This window comes from Enterococcus sp. DIV1937 (assembly GCF_050535975.1).
In the GTDB taxonomy this organism is placed as follows: Bacteria; Bacillota; Bacilli; order Lactobacillales; family Enterococcaceae; genus Enterococcus; species Enterococcus faecalis.
Genome location: NZ_CP172909.1, coordinates 845,001 through 866,356 on the forward strand (window position 1 = coordinate 845,001; position 21,356 = coordinate 866,356).

Consider the following 21,356-nt stretch of genomic DNA (forward strand, 5'->3'; position numbering starts at 1 on the left):
AGTGGTTAACACACCAGATTGTGGCTCTGGCATTCGTGGGTTCGATTCCCATCGGTCGCCCTTTGTAATTTTATTGGGGTATAGCCAAGCGGTAAGGCAACGGACTTTGACTCCGTCATGCGTTGGTTCGAATCCAGCTACCCCAGTTTTTTTGTAACAAAAATGGAATATGGCGGTATAGCCAAGTGGTAAGGCAGAGGTCTGCAAAACCTTCATCACCGGTTCAAATCCGGTTACCGCCTTCCAAAATATCTTGCCGGCGTGGCGGAATTGGCAGACGCGCTGGACTCAAAATCCAGTTCCTTCACGGGAGTGCCGGTTCGACCCCGGCCGCCGGTATACTAAAGACTGTTAAATCAATGATTTAACAGTCTTTTTTGTTTATTATTTTCTCGAATACATAAAAAAACCATCTCAAAAAAATGAGATGGAAAGTTAAGTGAGAGAGTGATAAGTATAGTGCGAATAAATACAAGGGTTACAGAAGAATGTGGGGGTTCTGCATCGTCGTCATTAAATGTTCCTGCAGTAGGAATATGAATTTCTGTCATATTATATTCAATAACTTGAACTGTGATGATTGCAACAGTTCCAATGATTGCTAACATAGTAGTCATACTTTCACTCCTCTCTTAATTTTAAATAAAAGTACTTAACTGATTAACTAGAGACTAAAAAGATACATCAACATGAACGTTGAGCTTTAGCACTATACAACGTAAAGATCACTCTTAGCTATTTTGAGAAAAGCCTTCTCCTCGACCAGTCTTGTTCTACTCATTGGTGTCTCTCGACATTTCTGAGCAATAGCCTATGTTTGTATAGGAGCCTCACCTAACTTATTACAAAGAAATAATAGTCTTTTAAGTAACTCTTTGTCAAGACATAAGCAGAAGTCAAAACAGTTCTATTTACAAATGAATGCGACGAACCATTTCTTCTGTTATTTGTTCTACAATATCAATGGTTGTTTTTGGCGAACGTTGATTTCTGGGGATATCGATTGAGTAAATTTTGGCAATACGACCAGGATTTGCATCCATTAATACAACCCGATCAGAAAGTTGAACTGCTTGTTGAACATCATGCGTGATCATCACAATTGATTTAGTCGCAATTTGATTGTTTAGCCAAATTTCTAATAAATCGTTAGATAATTGGCTGGCTGTAATGATATCTAAAGCTGAAAAAGGTTCGTCTAAGAGCAATAAGCTAGGTTCGATGGCTAAAGCACGAGCAAAGCCTACACGCTGTTTCATTCCACCAGATAACTCTCTGGGATAAGCTTTTTCAAAACCAGTTAAACCAATCATTTCAATGAGATTACTGACTCTTTTATTTATTTGTTCGCGAGAAATTTCTTTACGGTTTTCTAAGCCAAAGCTGATATTTTTTTCAACTGTCAACCAAGGAAAAAGGGCAAAATGTTGAAAAACCATGCCGATATTGGCATCAGGCTCATTAATGATTTTATCTTCAAAAGTAATTTCACCTCTAGTTGTACGAAGAAGTCCAGCAATACTTCTGAGCAACGTTGATTTTCCTGTTCCTGATTGTCCGATAATACTTAAAAATTCATTCGTTTTAACTGTTAAATCAATATTTTCAAGGACTTTTAAATGTTCTGAATGTCCTTCAATTTCAAATTCTTTATATACTGATTTTATGCTTAATAATTCTTTATTTTCCATCGTCTTATTAGATAGGTAAAGGGAAATCACCTATCGTTCTCCTCTCTAGTTTATCTTAAAAATTTAGTCGAGTTGAGTCGTCCAGCTATTAATAGTGAAATTTTTGTTTTGCTGCTCGATATAAAGGTTGCCAAACAAAGGCGATACATAAACCAACAACGAAACACATCGCTAAGGTTCCTAAGGCAGATTTATCTTTTACGCCATCGTTTGCCGCAATATATTGTCCTAGGCCAGTAACATCTATTGATTTTTTGCCCCATTGAATGCTTTCTGCTGCGATATCAGCGTTCCAAGCAGCACCAGCAGCGTTAATAATTGCTGTAATGAGGTAAGGTAAAATAGAAGGGATCAAAAATTTTGTCCACCATTGCCATTTAGATAATTTAAAAAGTTTGGTTACGTCACGAATATCATCAGGGATGGCTAAGTAGCCAGCAATTACATTAAAGAAAAAATACCATTGGCAACCAACCATGATGAGTGGTAAAATCCACCATTCTAATTTGTTGAAGCCCATACTAATAATCAACACAATGAATGGAGTATAAACATTTGACGGAATGGAGCCTAAAATTTGTCCAATCGGTTGAACGATACTTAAGCGCCGATTATCATTCGCAACCCAAATTGCTAAGGGAGTAAAGATAATGCCAGCAACGACCATGGCCAAGGTAACCCGTAGTGTAGTATAAAGGGTTAATCTAGGAATCATGCTGAAATCTTGATGGGGCAAGAAATGATAGAGCTTAATAGAACAATAAACCCCAATAATGGTTAAGCTGACATACCATAATGTTTTGAAGAAATGGCGTAATTTTGCTAGTAATCGATAGAGATAGTCTAGCTTGAAAAAGTACCAAACTTTTGGTAAATCGTAAATCCAAAAATGACTGAATTTCACAAAAGCTTTTGAAAAGTATTTCGTTAAAGTTGCTTTTTTTAATAAATGATAAATGATGGATTTAGGTGGCGTCGTACTTTCGACATCTGTTTCATATTTAAAATAATAAGTGGCTCGAACTAAAGGTTGAAAAACTAAAAAGTTTAAAATCACCACATTGATTAATAAGGCAAAAACAGCCCATAAACAGGATTTAAAGTCGGCTCGATTTAATGCTACTTGGATATAAGAACCAATTCCTGGTAAATAAAGGTTGGTTTCTTTAGGAAAGGCAACAGAAGCTTGCTCGCTGGCCACCAAGGCAAACCAAGCCGCAGTTTGAGAAATAATAACGTTCCAAAGTAAGCCAGGAATTGAGTAAACAAATTCAAGCCGCCAAAATTTTTCCCAAGCATTGTACTTGAACTGATCGGTCACATTGACTAGATCTGAAGGAATAACTTCCATTATTTGATAAAGAGTCAACATGATGTTCCAAGCTTGACCTGTGAAGATGGCAAAAATAGCAACCGCTTCTGCGCCCATCACATTTCCTGGAAATAAACCAAGTAACCAAGCAGTTGTAAAGGTCAAAAAACCTAGCAATGGAACAGATTCAAGGAAATTAACTAATGGTAAAATGACTCTTCTTGCCGTTTTATATTTTACGGCTAAAATACCAAAAACAAAGGAAAACAGGAAGGACCAAGCCATACCCACAATCATTCGAAACATGGTTCGAATTGAAAAGTAAAAAAGATTTGATGGAGATAAGAAATCATCTGTTTTACTTGGTGTTGCGAGGAATTCTTCTGAGGGAAGGGTGTGGAGAGGGCGATTCATTTTTAGCCAAGAGAAGACGATGATAAAAATGAAAATGCCTAAAATGATGAGCAAGGTAAGATTCCCGATACTTTTAGCAAGTAGGGTATTTTTCTTAGATGATGCAGTGACAGCTTTCAATTTAAAAACCTCCAATTAATCATATTAAAGAGGTCGCCGAATAAAAGAAGAAGATTATAGGGTAATCACAATAATTGAGCTTTGGCTTTCTGAGACGTAAGAAAAAAATTCTAGTTATCTTAGGAAAGCCTTAATTCGACAATCCCTGCTTTACTCGTTACTGTCTCTCGACATTTCCGAGCGATAACCTGTGTTCTTCAGAGTAACCTCACCTAATATGATTCTATTTGATTTACATGCTTATCATACTCGTGACTAAAAATAAAACAATTTCTAGCTGGTTATACCTGAATTACTGTTTGTTGTTATTCTATTCAATGATTCTTAAAAAGATTGCCCACATTCTGTTTTTTTAGGGAGAAATTATCAGATGAGTATGTTATATAACCCGAGGTTAATAGCGTAGGATGTTGTATTTTTAGTTTGTCTCGTTTACTGTTAAAGATGTAAGTAGTAACTATAAGTGAATGGCTAAAAAAATTAAAAGTAATCTAGCACCTAAATTAAACAACAAAGAAATTTGTTCAGAAGAAAGGAAATTATGATGATTATTTGGTTAAACGGTGCGTTTGGAGCCGGAAAAACGACCATTGCACATGAGTTACAACAAAAACTTCCCAACGCAATCATTTATGATCCAGAAATTATTGGTAGTGCATTGATGGAGCTAGCTCCCGAAGAAATGAAAGAAAATGATTTTCAAGAGTATCAGGAATGGCGTTGCTGGAATGCTCATTTATTAAAACGAATGTCCAAAGAGTCTGGACGGCCGATTATTGTTCCAATGACCCTTTATAAAAAAGAATATGAAGAAGAGCTGATTGGTTATTTGAGACGAGCAGGCATTAACGTTTGTCATTTTTTGTTAGCGGTCGAGAAAGAAGAAATTTTACAAAGATTATTGAAAAGAAATGATGGAACTTTTGAATGGGGGAAAAATAAGTTGCCCGAAGTACTTGAAGGTTTTCGTCAGATTAAGTTTACCGAGATTTTTAGAAATCATTCAGCTGACACGACAGAAATTGTAGCATCCATTCTTAATAGAATAACCGAATAAAAATAAAATAAGGGACCTAAGCCGAAATGACTTAGGTCCCTTATTTTCTACTTCTTAAGATAATCAACTACCAGCTACCCTGATTTCTTCAAACTTTAAGATCGCACATTTACGACAACCTATTTTTACACTGTCAAAATTTTCTTTCAAGTCTTGCATTTTGTTATTTTTAGCAGTATATTTTAGGTGTACCTAAAATATATTAGAGGTAAACCTTCTAACGGGAAGGGCCTTTTAAAATTATTGCAAAACGAAAGAAGGAATTGAATTGAAAAATTCAGAAGAACATGAACCAAAGCAAAGACATCATTTGATTGAATATGCAAATGGTCCTTCGCTTGAAGAAATTAATGGCACCATCGACGTGCCTAAAAATATGAGTTTTTGGAAAACGTTATTTGCTTACTCAGGTCCAGGAGCATTGGTAGCAGTGGGGTATATGGATCCAGGAAACTGGTCTACTTCAATTACTGGGGGACAAAATTTTCAATATTTATTGATGTCGATTATTTTAATTTCCAGTTTGATTGCAATGTTGCTCCAATATATGGCTGCTAAATTAGGCATTGTTTCACAGATGGATTTAGCACAAGCGATTCGTGCTAGAACTAGTAAGACGTTAGGTATTGTATTATGGATTTTAACAGAGTTAGCAATTATGGCTACAGATATCGCTGAAGTTATCGGGGGCGCAATTGCCTTATATTTATTATTTCATATTCCTTTAGGTCTGGCTGTCTTCATTACGGTATTTGATGTTTTACTTTTGTTGTTATTGACAAAAATTGGTTTTAGAAAAATTGAAGCTATTGTTGTTGCTTTAATTGTTGTTATTTTTGTGATTTTTGCTTATCAAGTGGCATTGTCAAATCCAGTATGGGGAGATGTAATTAAAGGGCTGGTTCCTAGCGCAGAAGCTTTTTCTACATCACATGCGGTGAATGGGCAAACGCCACTGACAGGTGCATTGGGGATTATTGGTGCAACAGTGATGCCTCATAATTTGTATTTGCATTCTTCTGTTGTACAAAGTCGTAAAATTGATCGTAAAGATAAAACTGATATTCAACGCGCTTTACGCTTTTCAACTTGGGATTCTAATATTCAATTAACGATGGCATTTTTTGTTAACTCTTTGTTATTGATTATGGGTGTGGCCGTTTTTAAATCCGGCAGTGTCAAAGATCCTTCATTCTTTGGTTTGTTTGATGCTTTATCAAATCCAGCGGTTATGAGTAATTCTATTTTAGCGCATATTGCAGGTTCTGGAATTTTATCAATTTTATTTGCGGTAGCCTTATTGGCATCAGGACAAAATTCAACAATTACAGGAACCTTAACTGGTCAAATCATTATGGAAGGGTTTATTCATATGCGCGTACCAATTTGGTTACGTCGGATGGTCACACGTTTGTTATCTGTTATTCCTGTCTTAATCTGTGTTTTAATGACCAGCGGAAAAAGTACAGTGGAGGAGCATATTGCGATTAATAATTTAATGAACAATTCACAAGTTTTTCTAGCATTTGCTTTGCCATTTTCGATGTTGCCTTTACTGATGTTTACAGATAGCCGTGTTGAAATGGGTGAACATTTTAAAAACTCGTGGTTAATTAAATTGTTAGGCTGGGTTTCTGTCATTGGCTTAATTTACCTCAATATGAAAGGCTTACCTGATCAAATTGAAGGATTTTTCGGTGATAATCCGACAGCGAGTCAAATTACGTTAGCCGATAATATTGCCTATGTCATCATAGCACTCGTCATCCTCTTGTTAGTTTGGACGGTTGTGGAATTATATAAAGGCGATAAACGATATGCACAGCAGCTTGCAGCTATGGAGCAACAAGTAGAGGAGGTTAAATAATGAAATTTTCAAAAATTATGGTTGGTGTTGAAGAGTCGCCAGATGCGTTAAAAGCATTTCATTATGCTATCCAAAAAGCAAAAGAAGAACAAGCTGAATTGGTTATTGTTTCGATTTTAGAAGAGAAAGAGATTAATGTTTACCAATCGTTAGATAAAAATTATTGGCAAGAACAGTTGGCGAAATTAGAGAAACAAACGGAAAAATATCAACAAGAAGCGTTAGCGAATGGCATCGATAAAGTAAGTGTAATTGTCAATGAAGGGAACCCAGGAGAATTAATTATTAATAAGCTTATTCCTTTGAATAAACCAGATTTGTTAATTATTGGCTCCAAGTCAACTAGCAAATTAAAAAGCTTTTTTGGTAGCCAAGCAGCTTATATGGCTCGATATGCCCCAATTTCTGTAATGATTATTCGCTAACAAAATTGAAACAGTTAAAAAAGCCGCCACGATTTACTATTCGTGGTGGCCTTTTTATAGTAATTTTTGTTTATATAAATAAACAGCCAAACTTAGTTGTAGCGAACTATCAGGAAATTCTAAAGTTAAGTGAAGAATCTCTTCTATTTTTTTTAAGCGGTAAATAATTGTATTACGATGTACATACATATTTGTGGCAGTCAACGAAATATTTTTATTCGACTGAAAGTAGGTATTGATGGTTTCTAGTAGGGAACTTTCATGTTTTTGATCTTCTTTTTCTAATGGTTCAATCAATCGTTGATATATTTTTTGTTTGGCTTGTTTGGTCAGGGTTTCGATCATTAAACGATAAAAAAAGAGGTCGTCATAATTCAAAATAGTTCGTTGTTGTAATTCTTGACTTGCTTGTGCTAAGTGGAATGTTTCTTGTGCTAATTTATAAGAATCACACAGATTGGTGATTTTTTTGACAGTTGGCCCAATCGCTAATTTAAATGATAATTTTGGATTCAGTTTCATTAGTTGCTCTAGTAAATTCTTGGCAAGATGAGTGGTTTGTGCAAGGTAGGTGGCTTCCTCTTGTGCTGGATTTTCTAGTAATAAAATAAAGCCAGTTTGTGTAGGAAAGGCAGTAATTTTTTGTCGATATCCTTCTAAAATATGATTCAATTGATGGCCAATGCTATTCATTTGAATAGTCGGATTAAACAGTTGTTCCAATTGTTCAATGGCTACAAGCAAGAGACTAAATGTGTCTTTTTCATTTAATTGCAGATAATTACTAAATTCTTGCCAAGCTTGAGGATTGGTATTTTTTTCTTGGATAAGGTCTTGAAACAGCGCCCCGATCTTTTGCCTCGTTGTTAAATTTTCCGAAGATTCTAATTGAAGTTGTGGTAAAAGGTAGTGAGCACAGACCTCCACAGATAATAAATCAATCGTCTGTAATTTTTTGGTAGTTTGCCAAATCACTAAGTAAGATAAGCTGAGATTTTTCTTTTTGATGGGTAAAATTCGCAAAGATAACTGATGGTTCGCTAAGGAAAATTCAACAGTCAATGGTTCTTTATAAAATAATAGGAGCTCATTGTTCTGGGCTTTTAAAGCTGTCTCAAACTGTTTTTTGAGAGTCGCGTTGTTTAAAATACTGGTGATTCTTGTTGGCGCATCAGGTAAATCAAAATGATTCATAATCTGAAAACGCTCGTCTAAAAGCATTACAGGCGCTTGAATCGCGGCACTTAATACTTCCAGTAATTGGGTACTTTTTCCGCCAGCTTTGATAATTGTATAAAATTTATTATGCATATGAACAGAATGTTGGCTAATCGTTTCGTCAGGTTGATTGACTCGGCGATTGACCAATGAAATAATTTGAGAAAAGTTGTAATTATAAGGGATTGAGAGAATTGGTAATCCGACGTCATTCGCTAATTGGATCATCTCTTGTGGAACTTCATTGAAATAACGTTGGACTTTAAAGCCTAGAGCAGCGCAGTTCATATTTGCTAGTTCTTGAATAAGACGTTTTTGCAAGCAAGGCTGATCTTTGAAAATATAGCCGGTAGTTAATAAAATTTCTCCTGGCGTTAACCAGTCAAAAGCATCAGGATTTTCTAAAATATTTGCTTGTAGAATTGGCGCATCTAAATTGGTCTCGTGTGTCAATAAGGTTAAACCAGCTAGTTCTTCTGCATGGAGTAGATCATTGACCGTCATCATTAGCAAGGCCTCCTTTTATATGAATTATCTAAAAATTAAGTGTATTTATTGTAAGATGTTACAAAACTATTTTAGGGAAAATAAGGTATCCTTATACTAATAGAAAAAAGTTCCAAGTCATCACGTGATTGGTAGTCACAAGTGACCAAATAAGAACAATCAGCGCTTACAACCTATAGAAACGCATCGTTTAAAGATATAGCAATAGTATACTTAATTTTTAATGCTTTTACTATTGTTTCAGCTACTTTAAATTTCTCAAGTATTTCTATAATCTGTAAGTTTTTTGAGACTCTTATCAGATATGCTTCTTTTTCTATATTTTATCAGAAAATTCTGGTAACTTTGAAGGTTATAGTTTGTAAAATGGAGGGATCGGTATGAAGAAATTAAAAATGTTAGGATGCGTCGGTTTGCTTTTAGCTTTAACGGCTTGTCAGGCGGGAACGGGAAACTCGGCTGATAGTAACAAAGTAGCGGAACAAAAAATTGCAATTAGTTCTGAAGCGGCTATTTCGACAATGGAACCACACACAGCGGGGGATACGACCTCGACTTTAGTCATGAATCAAGTTTATGAAGGACTCTATGTTTTAGGTAAAGAAGATGAATTAGAGTTGGGGGTCGCTGCCGAAGAACCAGCGATTTCTGAAGATGAAACCGTTTATACATTTAAGATTAGAGAAGATGCCAAATGGTCGAATGATGATCCAGTAACAGCAAATGACTTTGTTTATGCATGGCAACAAGTTGCTTCCCCTAAATCAGGGTCGATTCATCAAGCGTTATTTTTTGATGTCATTAAAAATGCTAAGGAAATTGCTTTAGAAGGCGCAGATGTGAATACTCTTGGGGTTAAGGCGCTAGATGATAAAACGTTAGAAATAACTTTAGAGCGGCCCACCCCTTATTTGAAATCATTACTTTCGTTTCCTGTTTTGTTTCCACAAAATGAAAAATATATCAAAGAACAAGGGGATAAATATGCCACTGATGCAGAACATTTGATTTATAATGGTCCTTTTAAATTGAAAGAATGGGATAATGCCTCTTCCGATGACTGGACCTACGAAAAAAATGATACGTATTGGGATGCTGAAAGAGTTAAATTAACAGAAGCGAAAGTTTCAGTAATTAAGAGCCCAACGACAGCGGTGAATTTGTTTGACTCGAATGAATTGGATGTAGTGAATAAGCTAAGTGGTGAATTTATACCTGGTTATGTTGATAATCCAGCCTTTCTTTCAATTCCTCAATTCGTCACATACTTTTTAAAAATGAACAGTGTTCGTGATGGAAAAGAAAATCCGGCTTTAGCGAACAACAATATTCGTAAAGCGTTGGCACAAGCTTTTGATAAAGAAAGTTTTGTAAAAGAAGTCTTGCAAGATCAATCCACGGCTACAGATCAAGTAATTCCGCCAGGGCAAACGATTGCGCCAGATGGAACAGATTTCACAAAACTAGCTGCTAAGAAAAATAGCTACTTAACCTACGATACAGCGAAAGCAAAAGAATTCTGGGAAAAAGGGAAAAAAGAAATTGGGCTGGATAAAATCAAATTAGAATTTTTAACAGATGATACAGACAGCGCCAAAAAAGCTGCTGAGTTTTTCCAATTTCAATTGGAAGAAAATCTAGATGGATTAGAAGTGAATGTTACTCAAGTTCCTTTTACTATTCGTGTTGATCGTGATCAAACGAGAGACTATGATTTAGAATTATCTGGTTGGGGAACCGATTATCGTGATCCATTAACAGTTATGCGCATCTTTACTTCGGATAGTACCTTGGGCGGCGTAACGTTCAAGAGTGATACGTATGATCAATTAATCCAAGAGACTAGAACAACACATGCGGCTGATCAAGAGGCTCGTTTAAATGACTTTGCTCAAGCACAAGATATTTTGGTGAATCAGGAAACGGTTTTAGCACCAATCTACAATCGAAGCATTTCTGTATTAGCTAATCAAAAAATCAAGGATCTGTATTGGCATTCATTTGGACCTACGTACAGTTTAAAATGGGCTTATGTTAACTAATTGAATGAAGGTAGGAAGGGGTTTGTCATGCTTTTAAAAAACTGTAAATTAGAAACAGGATTTTCTACTGTGAATCAGCGAATTGTTGCGACAGAAACAGCTAGCTATGATATTCGAATTGAAAACGAGGTCTGTACTGCGGTCGCACCGCAGTTAAGGCCTTTAGAGAACGAAACAGTTATCGATGTGAATCAGCAACTCGTTTTACCTGCTCTAAGAGAAATGCATATTCATATTGATAAAACGTATTTTGGGGGACCTTGGAAGGCCTGTCGTCCACTAACGAAAGGAATTTTAACACGTATTGAAGAAGAAACTTGGCTGTTACCTGAACAATTACCAACTAGTTTAGAACGTGCTTGCCAAGTTATTGAGCAGTATATTCAACAAGGCCATTATCATATTCGCAGTCATTGTAATGTAGATCCATCTATTGGAACGAAACATATTGAAATCACTAAAGAAGCATTTAGTCGATATGAACAATACATTACTCATGAAATTGTGGCTTTTCCTCAACACGGATTACTCCGCTCACAAGTCGAACCTTTGATGCGCGAAGCCTTACGCATGGGGGCAACTCATGTCGGCGGCGTTGATCCAGCCCTTGTGGATCGTCATGTGGATCATTCAATCGCAAAAATATTTGAATTAGCTACCACATTTAATAAAAAAATTGATGTTCATTTACACGCCCGTGATACTTTGGGACTTTATGAATTTAATAAATTTGTTGATTATACAGAACAAGCAAAGATGTTTGGAGAAGTCACTTTAAGTCATGCTTTAGCCTTAGGGGGCTTAGAAGAAGCAGCAATTAGAGACATTGCGCAAAAATTCATCGAAACAGGTATTGATTTGACTTCGACTGTACCAATTGGAATGCCCACCATGCCGATTCCAACCTTGGTTGAACAAGGTGTTAAGATCTCTGTGGCTCATGACAGTTTGACGGATCATTGGTCGCCTTTTGGCAGTGGCAATACAATAGAAAAATTAAATACAGCCGCTCAAAGATTTAAAATTAGCGATGAGTATCGCTTGAATCGTTTATGGGGCTTAGCGAGTAATTTTGTAACGCCTCTTGATCCTAACGGGCAGCGAGTTTGGCCTAACGTCGGCGATTCTGCAGATTTCCTACTATTTAATGCTGAGAGCACTGCTCACGTGATTGCACGCCAACAGCCAATCCAACAACTGATACTAAAAGGACAACTGGTTGAAGCCGTTCAAAAGGGGGAAAGAGAATGACAGCATCCATTGTTTATTTGAATAATGTTCGTTTAGAAACTGGTTTTGCTAAAGACCACCACGAATTAACGTATACTAAAACCGCACGCTATACTTTAGCGATTCAAGAAGGCAAAATCCAAGCGATTATTCCGCAAAATCAAGTCACTGAAAAGCAACAAGGCACTGATTTAAACGGACAACTGGCTATTCCCGCTTTTCAAGAGAGCCATAATCACTTAGATAAAACCTACCTTTCATTAGGCTGGCGTGCTAGCCAACCTGTTAAGAATTTAAAAGAGCGTTTAGCAGACGAAGCCAGTGAACTTAAATTGTTAGCGCCGTCAACAGAACAACGAGCGACGGCCATGATTGAAAAATTGATTGGTTATGGAGCCTCTTATATTCGGACACATGTCAACATTGATCCTTATGTAGAACTAGAAAACTTCTGGGGCGTCAAAAGAGCCTTAGAAAAATATGCGCATGTGATTGATTATGATATTGTTGTCTTTCCACAGCATGGATTATTAAAAAATCCCCAAACGGTTTTACTCATGAGAGAAGCCCTAAAAAATGGTGGAACAATGGTTGGCGGTTTAGATCCTGCAGGCATTGATTATGCAATTGAAGAATCTTTAGAAACTATTTTCGATCTGGCAGAAGAATTTCAAGTAGGAATCGATATTCACTTGCATGATACGGGGGAAGTGGGTGTTTATACAATTGATAAATTTTTAGACATTTTGGAAGAACGAAAATTTACTCAGCGAACCGCTATCAGTCACGCCTTTGCGCTGCTAGATGTACGACCAGCAGAAAAAGAAAAACTATACCAACGCTTGGCAACGCATCAAACGGCGATTATGTCTACAATTCCCTATGATCCTCGTTATTTATTGCCACCAATTGATGTGTTACGCCAAACTGGTGTATCGGTTCATTTAGGTAGTGATGGCTTTTTTGACTCTTGGAGTTCTAATGTTTCAGGTGATTTATTTGAAAAATTACGTAATTTTTGTGAAATGACAGGAAAGATTACAGAAGAGCAACTTACTCAAGCTTACGTCCATGGCTGCGGCAAAGAAGCACCTTTTTCATTTGAAGAAGAACGTCTTTGGTTTACAGAAGGCGACGAAGCAAACTTTATCTTTACAGAAGCAGCTTCTACAGCAGAAGTGATTGCTAGAAAACCGCAGAAACGCAAGATTATGTTGAAAGGACAATGGGTTTAACTTGCTTTAAAATTAGGTAGAAATAGAATGCTAAAAAGCCAAACAGAGGAAACAGGGTTCAGCTCTGAGAAACGCATAGTGTCAGTCCAGCGGTTACTCGTCACAGTTTAATCCTTATAAAGTGCTTCTGCTCACAACGTGGATCAGCTTTTCAAGTTTGTTTGACTCACTTTAACATAGCACTTTTGCGTATCTTCCTTTATAATAAGACAAAATGAAGGAGATGAACCAAGCATGACTGAACAAACGAGAGAAAACAAAAAAGCAGCCTACGAATTGTGCTTACAACAATTGAGCGGTTTGTTAGAAATAGAAACGGATGCTATTGCAAATTTAGCAAACTCGTCTGCGTTACTTGCGCAAACGTTACCAGACACTGTTTTTGCTGGGTATTATTTATATAAAAATGAAGAATTAGTTTTGGGTCCTTTTCAAGGGAAAGTCTCTTGTACCAGAATTAAAATGGGCAAAGGTGTCTGTGGTGAGTCCGCGGAAAAACAAGCTACATTGATTGTTGATAACGTGAAGACACACGCCAATTATATTTCTTGTGACTCAGCTGCGATGTCTGAAATCGTTGTACCGATGGTAAAAAATCATCAATTGGTCGGTGTTTTAGATATTGATAGTGGTGTAACAAATAGCTATGATGCGGTTGACCAACTGTATTTGGAAAAATTTGTTACCTTGTTACTAGAAAAATCAGATTTTTAAGCAGACTATTTTTGCTTTCTGACAAATCATGAGAAAATAAAGTATAAAATTTGATCATGAAAGAAGGTGAGTCATTTGTTAGAGCTGTATATAAATTTTAAAGGTGAAGCAAAAGAAGCAATTGCGTTCTATGAAGATGTTTTTGATACAAAATGTCAAAATTTAATGACTTTTGGCGAAGCACCTGAGGATCCTGAGCATCCTATAAACGACGAGATAAAGGATTTAGTGATGAACGCAAGTATCATTATTGAAGGAACCTATGTAATGATTTCAGATGTTCCTGATATGTTTGGTTTTGAAGTTACGGAAGGAAATAACCTTTCGCTCGTGGTTAGCACAGATGATGATGAAAAAATTGATCGCTTATTTAAACGATTATCTGAAGGTGGCACTGTTACAATGCCATTATCTGAAACTTTTTGGTCCAAAAAGTATGGTTCCCTAAAAGATCAGTTTGGCATCCATTGGATGTTTAATTATTATGAAGAAGATTAAAATAAAAAATCCCCAATCCGTTATTTTCATTGGATTGGGGATTTTTTATTCATGAAAGAATTGCTTCTTAGCGATTTGATACTGCCGTTGCTTTTCTGTCCAAAATTGCTGATCGTTTTCATCAATTTTGCGAATGACTTTTGCTGGATTACCCCCAACAATCGTGTTGGCAGGAACGTCTTTTGTAACCACAGCACCAGCAGCGACAATAGCATTTTTTCCAATTGTAACGCCAGGTAAAATGGTGGCACTTCCGCCAATCCACACGTTATCTTCAACAATAATTGGCGTACCGAATTCTAATTCTGCAGTTCGAATCGTTGGATCAATTGGATGGCCGGCAGTATAAAAACTAGCACGAGGGCCAACCATGACATTATCACCGAAGATGATTTTGTTTACATCTAAAAAAATGCAATCCATATTTGCATAAAAATTTTCTCCTACCTCAATATGGCGACCGTAATCTACATAGAGGGGTGGGGTGATATATAACTCATTGCCAGTTTTTCCTAATAATTCTTTTTCTAGGGCCACAATTTCTTTCACGTTATCGATAGGAAGTTGATTGATTTTTTGAGCTAACACCTTGCCTTTTGTTGATTTATTTTCGGGTAAAATGGTGGGGGCGTAATATAATTCACCTTTTAACATTTGCATATAATCAAAGTCATTTTGTTTCATGTAAGCGCTCCTTTAGGCTTTTTCTCTATTGTATCAAATCAATACAATAAGTCGAGGAATATGTAAAATAAAAAAGGATAGATAGCAAAATAGCCTTGCTTATCTATCCTTTACCTAAGGTTATCCAATTTTTTTAACTCTCCCGCCAATTTTATCTGCTAATTTTTGTGCTTCTTTTTCAGAGTGGTAAACTAAACAACCTGATTTATCTCGCGTACGTTTACCATCTGCAGTTAAATAGCCATGAAAAAATTTGATTGCATACATAGACATCACCGCCTTTCTAATTGAAAATAGTGTAAATGGAGCGATTAAAAATGTCAAATAATAGAAGTGCTCTTAACCATTCTTATCTTTTTTAGTTCGAAGATAAGCTTGGTTAAGAGCATCTTTTCACTTAATAAATTAGTTTGAAACGGGTCGTTGAGTGAAATTCCTGTTCAGGTGAGAGGATGATTGAACCGAACAACGGAAATCTTTCAGCACCAGGACAGACTTGGGTTTCAAATGTGAGCGCTCCGTGATTGACTAATTTTTTTCCTTGAATATCGGGACCGTTATCAGCAAAATTTGCTGAAAAAATAACAACTGAAGGTTGATCAGTGAACATCTCTAAGGTGATATCTTTAGTAGGACTTTTTAAGATAACATCCGGGTTAATTAAATCATGATTGGTTAAGATGAAAGGGTGATCGAAGCCGTTCATCTTTTGAATTTGTTCATCGGTACTTGAAAAAACCTCAGCTAATTTTTTAGGTTTTTGTAAATCAAAAGCTGTCTGGTCGACGGAAGCTAATTCTCCAAGCGGTAAAACTCTTTCATCAAGCGGGACAAACTTTTGGGCATTTATTTGTAACTCATGCGCATCAATGGGGATTGTAGGATTTCCAGTTAAATTAAAGTAGACATGATTGGTTGGATTGAAAAGTGTTTGTTCATCTGTAGTTGCCTGATACTCAATTTGCCATTCATTTTCTTCAGTCAATGTATACGTGACTGAAACAGTGAGATTTCCAGGAAAACCATTTTCACCAGCAGGACTCTCTAGCCAAAATTTCACAGAAGGATTCGCTTGTGCCTCTTGGATTTCGCTGTGCCATTTTTTACTTTCAAACCCAGGTGTGCCACCGTGAAGTGTTGTTTGAGTAGGAGTATTAATCATCGTTTGATACTTTTTACCCGCTAGTTCAAAGGAGCCATCGGCAATTCGGCCAGCTGTTCGACCAATTGTTGCACCAAAATATAAGTCTTTAGACAAATATTCATCTGCTGAGGGAAAGCCTAGCACGAGTGATCGGGATTCATTTTTTGTAAGAGGAACGTCGAGCGCAACAATTCGCGCACCAAAATCTGTTGCTTTTAAAGTCACACCATTTTTATTCGTCAGTGTGTAAAGAAGCATTCCTTGTCCAAATGATTCAGTTGAAATAGTCAAAATAATCAATCCTTCCTTCAAGTAAATATTTAGTAAATTTAATTTTGTTTTTTAGATTATTTAAATAGTCGAAAAGAAATGCTAAGAAAATAGATCTTTATTTAATTGTATTGTACACGTTTTCAATTGAAATGACAATTAAGAAAATATTAAGTAAACATTTGCAAAAGTTTAGTAAATATTATACAATTTGTTTACTAGTGAAAGGAGCGATTAGTGATGGAAGAACTGTTAATGAATCGATTTGTAGAAATATTTGGTGAGAAAGGGACAGCCTGTTATTTTGCCCCTGGAAGAATTAATTTGATTGGTGAACATACAGATTACAATGGCGGTCATGTTTTCCCGGCGGCTATTACGTTAGGGACATTTGGCGTGGCAAGAAAAAGAGACGACCAAAAAATTCGAATGTTTTCTGATAATTTTAAAGAGGTTGGTCTCATCGAATTTTCATTAGAAGATTTAACCTATTCAGATTCAGATGATTGGGCAAATTATCCTAAAGGCGTTTTAAATTACTTGATTGAAAGCGGACACAATATTGATTCTGGCTTAGATGTGCTCTTCTACGGTACGATTCCTAATGGTGCTGGCTTGTCTTCTTCTGCTTCTATTGAACTTTTAATGGGAACGATCTGTAATGATTTATATGCCTTACACTGTCCAATGCTTGAATTGGTGCAAATCGGTAAAAAAGTGGAGAATGAATTTATTGGCGTTAATTCAGGAATTATGGACCAATTTGCCGTAGGGATGGGAGAAAAAGATCAAGCTATTCTACTAGATACCAATAATATGCACTATGAAATGGTTCCCGCCAAATTAGGTGAGTATACGATTGTCATTATGAATACTAACAAACGCCGTGAATTAGCAGATTCAAAATATAATGAACGTCGTGCAGAATGCGAAGAAGCCGTTCGTTTGCTTCAAAAAGAGTTATCTATTGAATTTTTAGGTGAATTAGACAGCGAGACATTTGAACAATATCAAGCATTGATTGGAGATCCAGCGTTGATTAAACGAGCGCGTCATGCCGTCACAGAAAATGAACGAACTTTATTGGCAAAACAAGCGCTAACTGAAGGGGATTTGGAAGAATTTGGCTTATTATTAAATGCCTCACATCGTTCGCTAAAAGAAGATTACGAAGTAACTGGCATTGAGTTAGATACCTTAGTGGCTTGTGCGCAAGAACAACCAGGCGTTTTGGGCGCACGGATGACTGGTGCAGGGTTTGGCGGTTGTAGTATTGCTTTGGTACCAAAGCAAAATATAGATGCATTTATTGAAGCTGTTGGCCAGAGTTATCAAGATAAAATTGGCTATGCTGCTGATTTTTATCCTGCATCAATTGATGATGGTGCCAGAAAGTTATTTTAGAAAGGAAGGCTTTAAATGTCTATTTTAGTATTAGGTGGCGCAGGCTACATTGGCTCACATGCCGTTGATCAATTAATTTCAAAAGGCTATGCCGTTGTGGTTGTTGATAATTTATTAACGGGGCATCGTTCAGCAGTTCATGAACAAGCGACTTTCTATGAAGGCGATATTCGTGATAAAGCTTTTTTATGTAGTGTCTTTGAAAAAGAATCAATTGAAGGGGTGTTGCACTTTGCGGCCAATTCTTTGGTAGGAGAATCCGTGGAGCAACCGTTAATGTATTTCAATAACAATGTTCACGGCACTCAAATTGCCTTGGAAGTTATGCAAGAATTCGGAGTGAAACACATTGTTTTTTCTTCCACAGCGGCCACTTATGGCGAACCAAAAGCAATGCCTATTACAGAAGAAACCCCAACGAATCCTAAAAATCCGTATGGGGAAAGTAAATTAATGATGGAAAAAATCATGAAATGGTGCGACAACGCTTATGGAATGAAATATGTTGCTTTGCGTTATTTTAATGTTGCAGGAGCAAAAAAAGATGCCTCAATTGGTGAGGATCACACGCCAGAAACGCATATTGTGCCAATTATTTTACAAGTGGCATTGGGCCAACGAGCAGAGCTAAGTATTTTTGGGGATGATTATGATACACCAGATGGCACGTGCATTCGAGATTATGTTTATATTGAAGACTTGATTGCAGCACATATTTTGGCTTTAGAATATTTGAAAAATGGCGGCGAAAGTGACGTCTTTAACCTGGGTAGCAACAACGGCTATTCTGTTAAAGAAATGTTAGATGCTGCACGCGAAGTGACAGGTCAAGAAATTCCTGCGACAATCGCGCCACGCCGAGCAGGGGATCCTAGTACGTTAATTGCTTCTAGTGAAAAAGCCAAACGAGTTTTAGGCTGGCAACCAGAAGTAACTGAGGTCAAGGATATTATCGCCACCGCTTGGCAATGGCATGTGAAACATCCTCAAGGCTATAATGAATAGGAGAACATCAGATGATGAAAGAAAGTAGTAAATGGATTGCTGCATTTGTAGAGATAATCATAGAAAATGGCGATTGGACGGAAACAGACCGCTATTATTTGACGAATCGGATTGCCAAACTAGTTGGCTGTGATTTTTTTGAACAACCAGAAGCGGTTGCTTGTGAGCAAGAACCGTTGCGTGTGGTGGAACATCTTTTAAACATTGCACAAGCCAATCACCAAACCGATGACTCAATTACGGAAGCAGAACAACTAGAAGCGGAGTTAATGGATTTTATTACGCCGACCCCAACCATCATTAATCAGAAGTTTATGGATTATTATCAAGAGTCTCCACGAAAAGCAACGGATTATTTTTATCAGTTATGTAAAACGAATAACTACATTAAAACGAAAGCAATCGCCAAAAATATTATTTTCCCAATGGACTCACCCTATGGTAAACTAGAAATTACCATTAACTTATCGAAGCCAGAAAAGGATGCTCGAAAAATTTTGGCTGAAAAGAAAATGAGTCAAAAAAAATATCCAGCGTGTATGTTATGTATGGAGAATGAAGGCTATTATGGCCGTGTAAATTATCCAGCACGTACAAACCATCGGATTATCCGACTAAATTTAGAGGACGAAGCTTGGGGCTTTCAATATTCGCCATATGCTTACTATAATGAGCATGCGATTTTCTTGGACCAACAACATCGAGAAATGAAAATCGAGAAAAAAACGTTCCAGCGGCTCCTTAAAATTACGGAGTTATTCCCTGAATATTTTGTGGGCTCTAATGCAGATTTGCCAATTGTTGGTGGTTCTATTTTATCTCATGATCATTACCAAGCAGGACGTCATACATTTCCAATGGATTTAGCGCCAATGGAAAAAAGATTTTCTTTGAAAAAATATCCTGAGATAACTGCGGGTATTTTAAAATGGCCGATGTCTGTGATTCGTCTTCAAAGTGATCGTCAAGAGGAACTAGTTGAGGCGGCCGAATTAATTTTGACCAAATGGCGCAATTATTCTGATGAACGAGTCTCAGTTCGGGCCTATTCAGAAGATGGCACACCGCATCATACGATTACGCCAATTGCTCGACGCAAAGGGTCATTATTTGAATTGGATTTAGTTTTACGAGATAATAATGTTTCGGAGGAATTTCCAGATGGCATTTTTCATCCACATCCAGAAGTACAACATATTAAGCAAGAAAATATTGGCTTAATTGAAGTAATGGGACTAGCTATTTTGCCACCAAGGCTGGCACAAGAATTAAGAGAAGTCGAAAAGTATTTATTAAAGCAACCCAATCAAATTGCTGAAAGTCATCGAGCTTGGGCGGATGAACTCAGTCAGCAAACCATCACTGAAGCCAATGTCAAAGAAGTGATCCAACAAGGAATTGGGACAATTTTTGTTCAAATTTTAACAGATGCCGGCGTCTTTAAACGTGACGAAGAAGGTCGTCGTGCTTTTGAACGATTTATTCAATGTATAGAAAATGATTAGTTTGAGGTGAGGAACATCGTAACCATTAAAGATATAGCAGAGCAAGTCGGTGTTTCTTCAGCGACAGTTTCGAGAGTTTTGAACTATGATGAAACATTATCAGTTAGTGATGAAACGAAGAAGAAAATATTTGAAACAGCAGAAACGTTAAATTATAAAAAGCGAGCCAGAAAAAAACAAGCAGGCAAAAAGAAAATTCGGTTTGTCCAATGGTTCAGCGATCCAGAAGAACTGGATGATATTTACTATTTATCGATTCGTTTAGGTGTTGAAAAGCGGGCAGAGGAATTGGGTTTTCTTTTAGTCAAAGAATCTCTGACAAACCTGTCTCAAAAAAGATTTGATGGGACAATTGCCCTAGGAAAATTTGATGAAAAGCAAGTGGCGGCCTTAGCCGCCTTAGGCGCACCTCTTCTATTTGTAGACTTTGATGCAATGGCTTTTGGCCAAAACTCCATTGTTGTTGATTTTGCTGGAAGTGTTAAAACAATTGTGCAAGAATTTTTGGCGCAAGGGCATCAGAAAATTGGTATGCTTTCTGGGCAAGAATATACGAAAGAGTCCCACGTGGCATTGGTTGATCCACGTTTTGTCGCTTTTAAAGAAACCTTAAAAGATCTGGACCTTTATCATCAAGAATGGGTTGTCGAAGCAGCTTTTTCTGTTGAAGAAGGCTATCAAGCGATGAAAGACTTTATTGAAGAAGCGGACACTCGTCCAACCGCTTTTTTCGCTGCAAGTGATACATTGGCGATTGGTGCAATGCGGGCGTTACAAGAAGCAGCCATTCGTGTGCCAGAAGATATTTCTATCATTGGTTTTAATGATATTAGTGTCGCAAAATATGTTTCACCAACATTAACAACAGTTAAAGTTCATACTGAATGGATGGGTGAGCTAGCCGTTGAGACAATGAAAGAGTTATGCTTGAATACCCCCCCAGTTCCTAGAAAAATTATTGTCGGAACGGAATTCATTCAGCGAGATTCAACGAAACATTCATCAAAATAACAG

General features: G+C 36.9%; 19 protein-coding genes, 4 tRNA genes and 2 riboswitches (1 of these 25 only partly in view). Of the genes, 16 read left to right on the forward strand and 7 right to left on the reverse strand.

The genetic code is table 11. From position 1 onward, the window contains the following. The 4 genes from IGL13_RS04130 to IGL13_RS04145 all read left to right on the forward strand — a co-directional run. Positions 1-60, forward strand: a tRNA-His gene (locus tag IGL13_RS04130) (it extends 13 nt beyond the left edge of the window). A gap of 14 nt (positions 61-74) precedes the next feature. Beyond that, positions 75-146, forward strand: a tRNA-Gln gene (locus tag IGL13_RS04135). A gap of 25 nt (positions 147-171) precedes the next feature. After that, a tRNA-Cys gene (locus tag IGL13_RS04140) sits at positions 172-242 on the forward strand. Positions 243-255: 13 nt separating this feature from the next. Next, positions 256-339, forward strand: a tRNA-Leu gene (locus tag IGL13_RS04145). A gap of 17 nt (positions 340-356) precedes the next feature. On the opposite strand, the gene IGL13_RS04150 is transcribed toward IGL13_RS04145, so the two are convergent. From IGL13_RS04150 to IGL13_RS04160, 3 genes are all read right to left on the reverse strand, one after another. Next, positions 357-617, reverse strand: a complete 261-nt coding sequence (locus tag IGL13_RS04150; RefSeq protein WP_002401593.1) for a hypothetical protein — start codon at positions 615-617, stop codon at positions 357-359. 64 nt (positions 618-681) lie between these two features. Further along, positions 682-849: riboswitch (M-box (ykoK) riboswitch) on the reverse strand. A 62-nt stretch (positions 850-911) separates the two neighbouring features. Further along, on the reverse strand, positions 912-1,691 hold the full coding sequence (locus IGL13_RS04155) for an ABC transporter ATP-binding protein (RefSeq protein WP_002360638.1): 780 nt from the start codon (positions 1,689-1,691) through the stop codon (positions 912-914). 88 nt (positions 1,692-1,779) lie between these two features. After that, positions 1,780-3,552, reverse strand: coding sequence for an ABC transporter permease subunit (locus IGL13_RS04160; protein WP_002384764.1), 1,773 nt, complete (start codon positions 3,550-3,552; stop codon positions 1,780-1,782). Positions 3,553-3,596: 44 nt separating this feature from the next. Continuing rightward, positions 3,597-3,764: riboswitch (M-box (ykoK) riboswitch) on the reverse strand. A 314-nt stretch (positions 3,765-4,078) separates the two neighbouring features. Here IGL13_RS04160 and IGL13_RS04165 point away from each other — a divergent pair. The 3 genes from IGL13_RS04165 to IGL13_RS04175 all read left to right on the forward strand — a co-directional run bounded on the left by IGL13_RS04165 (position 4,079) and on the right by IGL13_RS04175 (position 6,886). Then, positions 4,079-4,594 carry an AAA family ATPase gene (locus tag IGL13_RS04165; protein WP_430604623.1) on the forward strand — a complete coding sequence of 172 codons (516 nt, stop codon included), beginning with the start codon at positions 4,079-4,081 and terminating at the stop codon, positions 4,592-4,594. Positions 4,595-4,862: 268 nt separating this feature from the next. Next, on the forward strand, positions 4,863-6,461 hold the full coding sequence (locus IGL13_RS04170) for an Nramp family divalent metal transporter (RefSeq protein ID WP_002382010.1): 1,599 nt from the start codon (positions 4,863-4,865) through the stop codon (positions 6,459-6,461). Beyond that, entirely contained in the window at positions 6,461-6,886 is a 426-nt protein-coding gene (locus tag IGL13_RS04175; protein WP_002358161.1) for a universal stress protein, read from the forward strand. Before IGL13_RS04170 ends, IGL13_RS04175 begins: the two co-directional genes overlap by 1 nt. Positions 6,887-6,940: 54 nt before the next feature. Here the strand turns inward: IGL13_RS04175 and IGL13_RS04180 are convergent, their stop codons facing one another. After that, complete coding sequence (locus IGL13_RS04180; RefSeq protein ID WP_002378159.1) at positions 6,941-8,611, reverse strand: PucR family transcriptional regulator; 1,671 nt, start codon at positions 8,609-8,611, stop codon at positions 6,941-6,943. A gap of 380 nt (positions 8,612-8,991) precedes the next feature. Between IGL13_RS04180 and IGL13_RS04185 the strand changes: the two genes are divergently transcribed. From IGL13_RS04185 to IGL13_RS04205, 5 genes are all read left to right on the forward strand, one after another. Beyond that, positions 8,992-10,653 carry a peptide ABC transporter substrate-binding protein gene (locus IGL13_RS04185; protein WP_002378160.1) on the forward strand — a complete coding sequence of 554 codons (1,662 nt, stop codon included), beginning with the start codon at positions 8,992-8,994 and terminating at the stop codon, positions 10,651-10,653. Then, positions 10,654-11,904, forward strand: a complete 1,251-nt coding sequence (locus tag IGL13_RS04190; RefSeq protein WP_002378161.1) for an amidohydrolase family protein — start codon at positions 10,654-10,656, stop codon at positions 11,902-11,904. Further along, positions 11,901-13,118 (forward strand): amidohydrolase, encoded by a 1,218-nt coding sequence (locus tag IGL13_RS04195; protein ID WP_002378162.1) that lies wholly within the window; start codon positions 11,901-11,903, stop codon positions 13,116-13,118. The genes IGL13_RS04190 and IGL13_RS04195 overlap by 4 nt, the downstream gene beginning before the upstream one ends. A 234-nt stretch (positions 13,119-13,352) precedes the next feature. After that, entirely contained in the window at positions 13,353-13,832 is a 480-nt protein-coding gene (locus IGL13_RS04200; protein WP_002365470.1) for a GAF domain-containing protein, read from the forward strand. Positions 13,833-13,898: 66 nt separating this feature from the next. After that, the gene (locus IGL13_RS04205; RefSeq protein ID WP_002382065.1) at positions 13,899-14,330 is read left to right on the forward strand and encodes a VOC family protein; all 432 of its coding nucleotides are present in this window, start codon (positions 13,899-13,901) and stop codon (positions 14,328-14,330) included. Between the two features lie 45 nt (positions 14,331-14,375). On the opposite strand, the gene IGL13_RS04210 is transcribed toward IGL13_RS04205, so the two are convergent. The 3 genes from IGL13_RS04210 to galM all read right to left on the reverse strand — a co-directional run bounded on the left by IGL13_RS04210 (position 14,376) and on the right by galM (position 16,470). Then, positions 14,376-15,014 (reverse strand): sugar O-acetyltransferase, encoded by a 639-nt coding sequence (locus IGL13_RS04210; RefSeq protein WP_002365472.1) that lies wholly within the window; start codon positions 15,012-15,014, stop codon positions 14,376-14,378. Positions 15,015-15,134: 120 nt separating this feature from the next. Then, positions 15,135-15,281, reverse strand: coding sequence for a hypothetical protein (locus IGL13_RS04215; protein ID WP_002384758.1), 147 nt, complete (start codon positions 15,279-15,281; stop codon positions 15,135-15,137). 130 nt (positions 15,282-15,411) lie between these two features. Beyond that, positions 15,412-16,470 carry a galactose-1-epimerase gene (gene galM / locus IGL13_RS04220; protein ID WP_002401587.1) on the reverse strand — a complete coding sequence of 353 codons (1,059 nt, stop codon included), beginning with the start codon at positions 16,468-16,470 and terminating at the stop codon, positions 15,412-15,414. Between the two features lie 198 nt (positions 16,471-16,668). Between galM and IGL13_RS04225 the strand changes: the two genes are divergently transcribed. Genes IGL13_RS04225 through IGL13_RS04240 form a run of 4 tightly spaced genes read left to right on the forward strand, consistent with a single transcriptional unit; the run spans position 16,669 to position 21,353 of the window. Next, a complete protein-coding gene (locus IGL13_RS04225; RefSeq protein WP_002386588.1) occupies positions 16,669-17,832 on the forward strand; it encodes a galactokinase in 1,164 nt (387 codons plus the stop codon). Between the two features lie 15 nt (positions 17,833-17,847). Then, the gene (gene galE, locus IGL13_RS04230; RefSeq protein ID WP_002378165.1) at positions 17,848-18,837 is read left to right on the forward strand and encodes a UDP-glucose 4-epimerase GalE; all 990 of its coding nucleotides are present in this window, start codon (positions 17,848-17,850) and stop codon (positions 18,835-18,837) included. A gap of 14 nt (positions 18,838-18,851) precedes the next feature. Then, positions 18,852-20,342, forward strand: a complete 1,491-nt coding sequence (galT, locus tag IGL13_RS04235; protein ID WP_002378166.1) for a UDP-glucose--hexose-1-phosphate uridylyltransferase — start codon at positions 18,852-18,854, stop codon at positions 20,340-20,342. A gap of 6 nt (positions 20,343-20,348) precedes the next feature. Continuing rightward, positions 20,349-21,353 (forward strand): LacI family DNA-binding transcriptional regulator, encoded by a 1,005-nt coding sequence (locus IGL13_RS04240; RefSeq protein ID WP_002358146.1) that lies wholly within the window; start codon positions 20,349-20,351, stop codon positions 21,351-21,353. Positions 21,354-21,356 lie beyond the last annotated feature (3 nt).

Bases quoted from the DNA above. Each gene is read 5' to 3' on its own strand.
- IGL13_RS04215 (WP_002384758.1), bottom strand. From the start codon at position 15,281: ATGTATGCAATCAAATTTTTTCATGGCTATTTAACTGCAGATGGTAAA.
- galE (WP_002378165.1), top strand. From the start codon at position 17,848: ATGTCTATTTTAGTATTAGGTGGCGCAGGCTACATTGGCTCACATGCC.
- IGL13_RS04165 (WP_430604623.1), top strand. From the start codon at position 4,079: ATGATGATTATTTGGTTAAACGGTGCGTTTGGAGCCGGAAAAACGACC.
- IGL13_RS04195 (WP_002378162.1), top strand. From the start codon at position 11,901: ATGACAGCATCCATTGTTTATTTGAATAATGTTCGTTTAGAAACTGGT.
- IGL13_RS04155 (WP_002360638.1), bottom strand. From the start codon at position 1,691: ATGGAAAATAAAGAATTATTAAGCATAAAATCAGTATATAAAGAATTT.
- IGL13_RS04150 (WP_002401593.1), bottom strand. From the start codon at position 617: ATGACTACTATGTTAGCAATCATTGGAACTGTTGCAATCATCACAGTT.
- galT (WP_002378166.1), top strand. From the start codon at position 18,852: ATGAAAGAAAGTAGTAAATGGATTGCTGCATTTGTAGAGATAATCATA.
- IGL13_RS04210 (WP_002365472.1), bottom strand. From the start codon at position 15,014: ATGAAACAAAATGACTTTGATTATATGCAAATGTTAAAAGGTGAATTA.
- IGL13_RS04175 (WP_002358161.1), top strand. From the start codon at position 6,461: ATGAAATTTTCAAAAATTATGGTTGGTGTTGAAGAGTCGCCAGATGCG.
- IGL13_RS04200 (WP_002365470.1), top strand. From the start codon at position 13,353: ATGACTGAACAAACGAGAGAAAACAAAAAAGCAGCCTACGAATTGTGC.
- IGL13_RS04185 (WP_002378160.1), top strand. From the start codon at position 8,992: ATGAAGAAATTAAAAATGTTAGGATGCGTCGGTTTGCTTTTAGCTTTA.
- IGL13_RS04225 (WP_002386588.1), top strand. From the start codon at position 16,669: ATGGAAGAACTGTTAATGAATCGATTTGTAGAAATATTTGGTGAGAAA.
- IGL13_RS04180 (WP_002378159.1), bottom strand. From the start codon at position 8,611: ATGATGACGGTCAATGATCTACTCCATGCAGAAGAACTAGCTGGTTTA.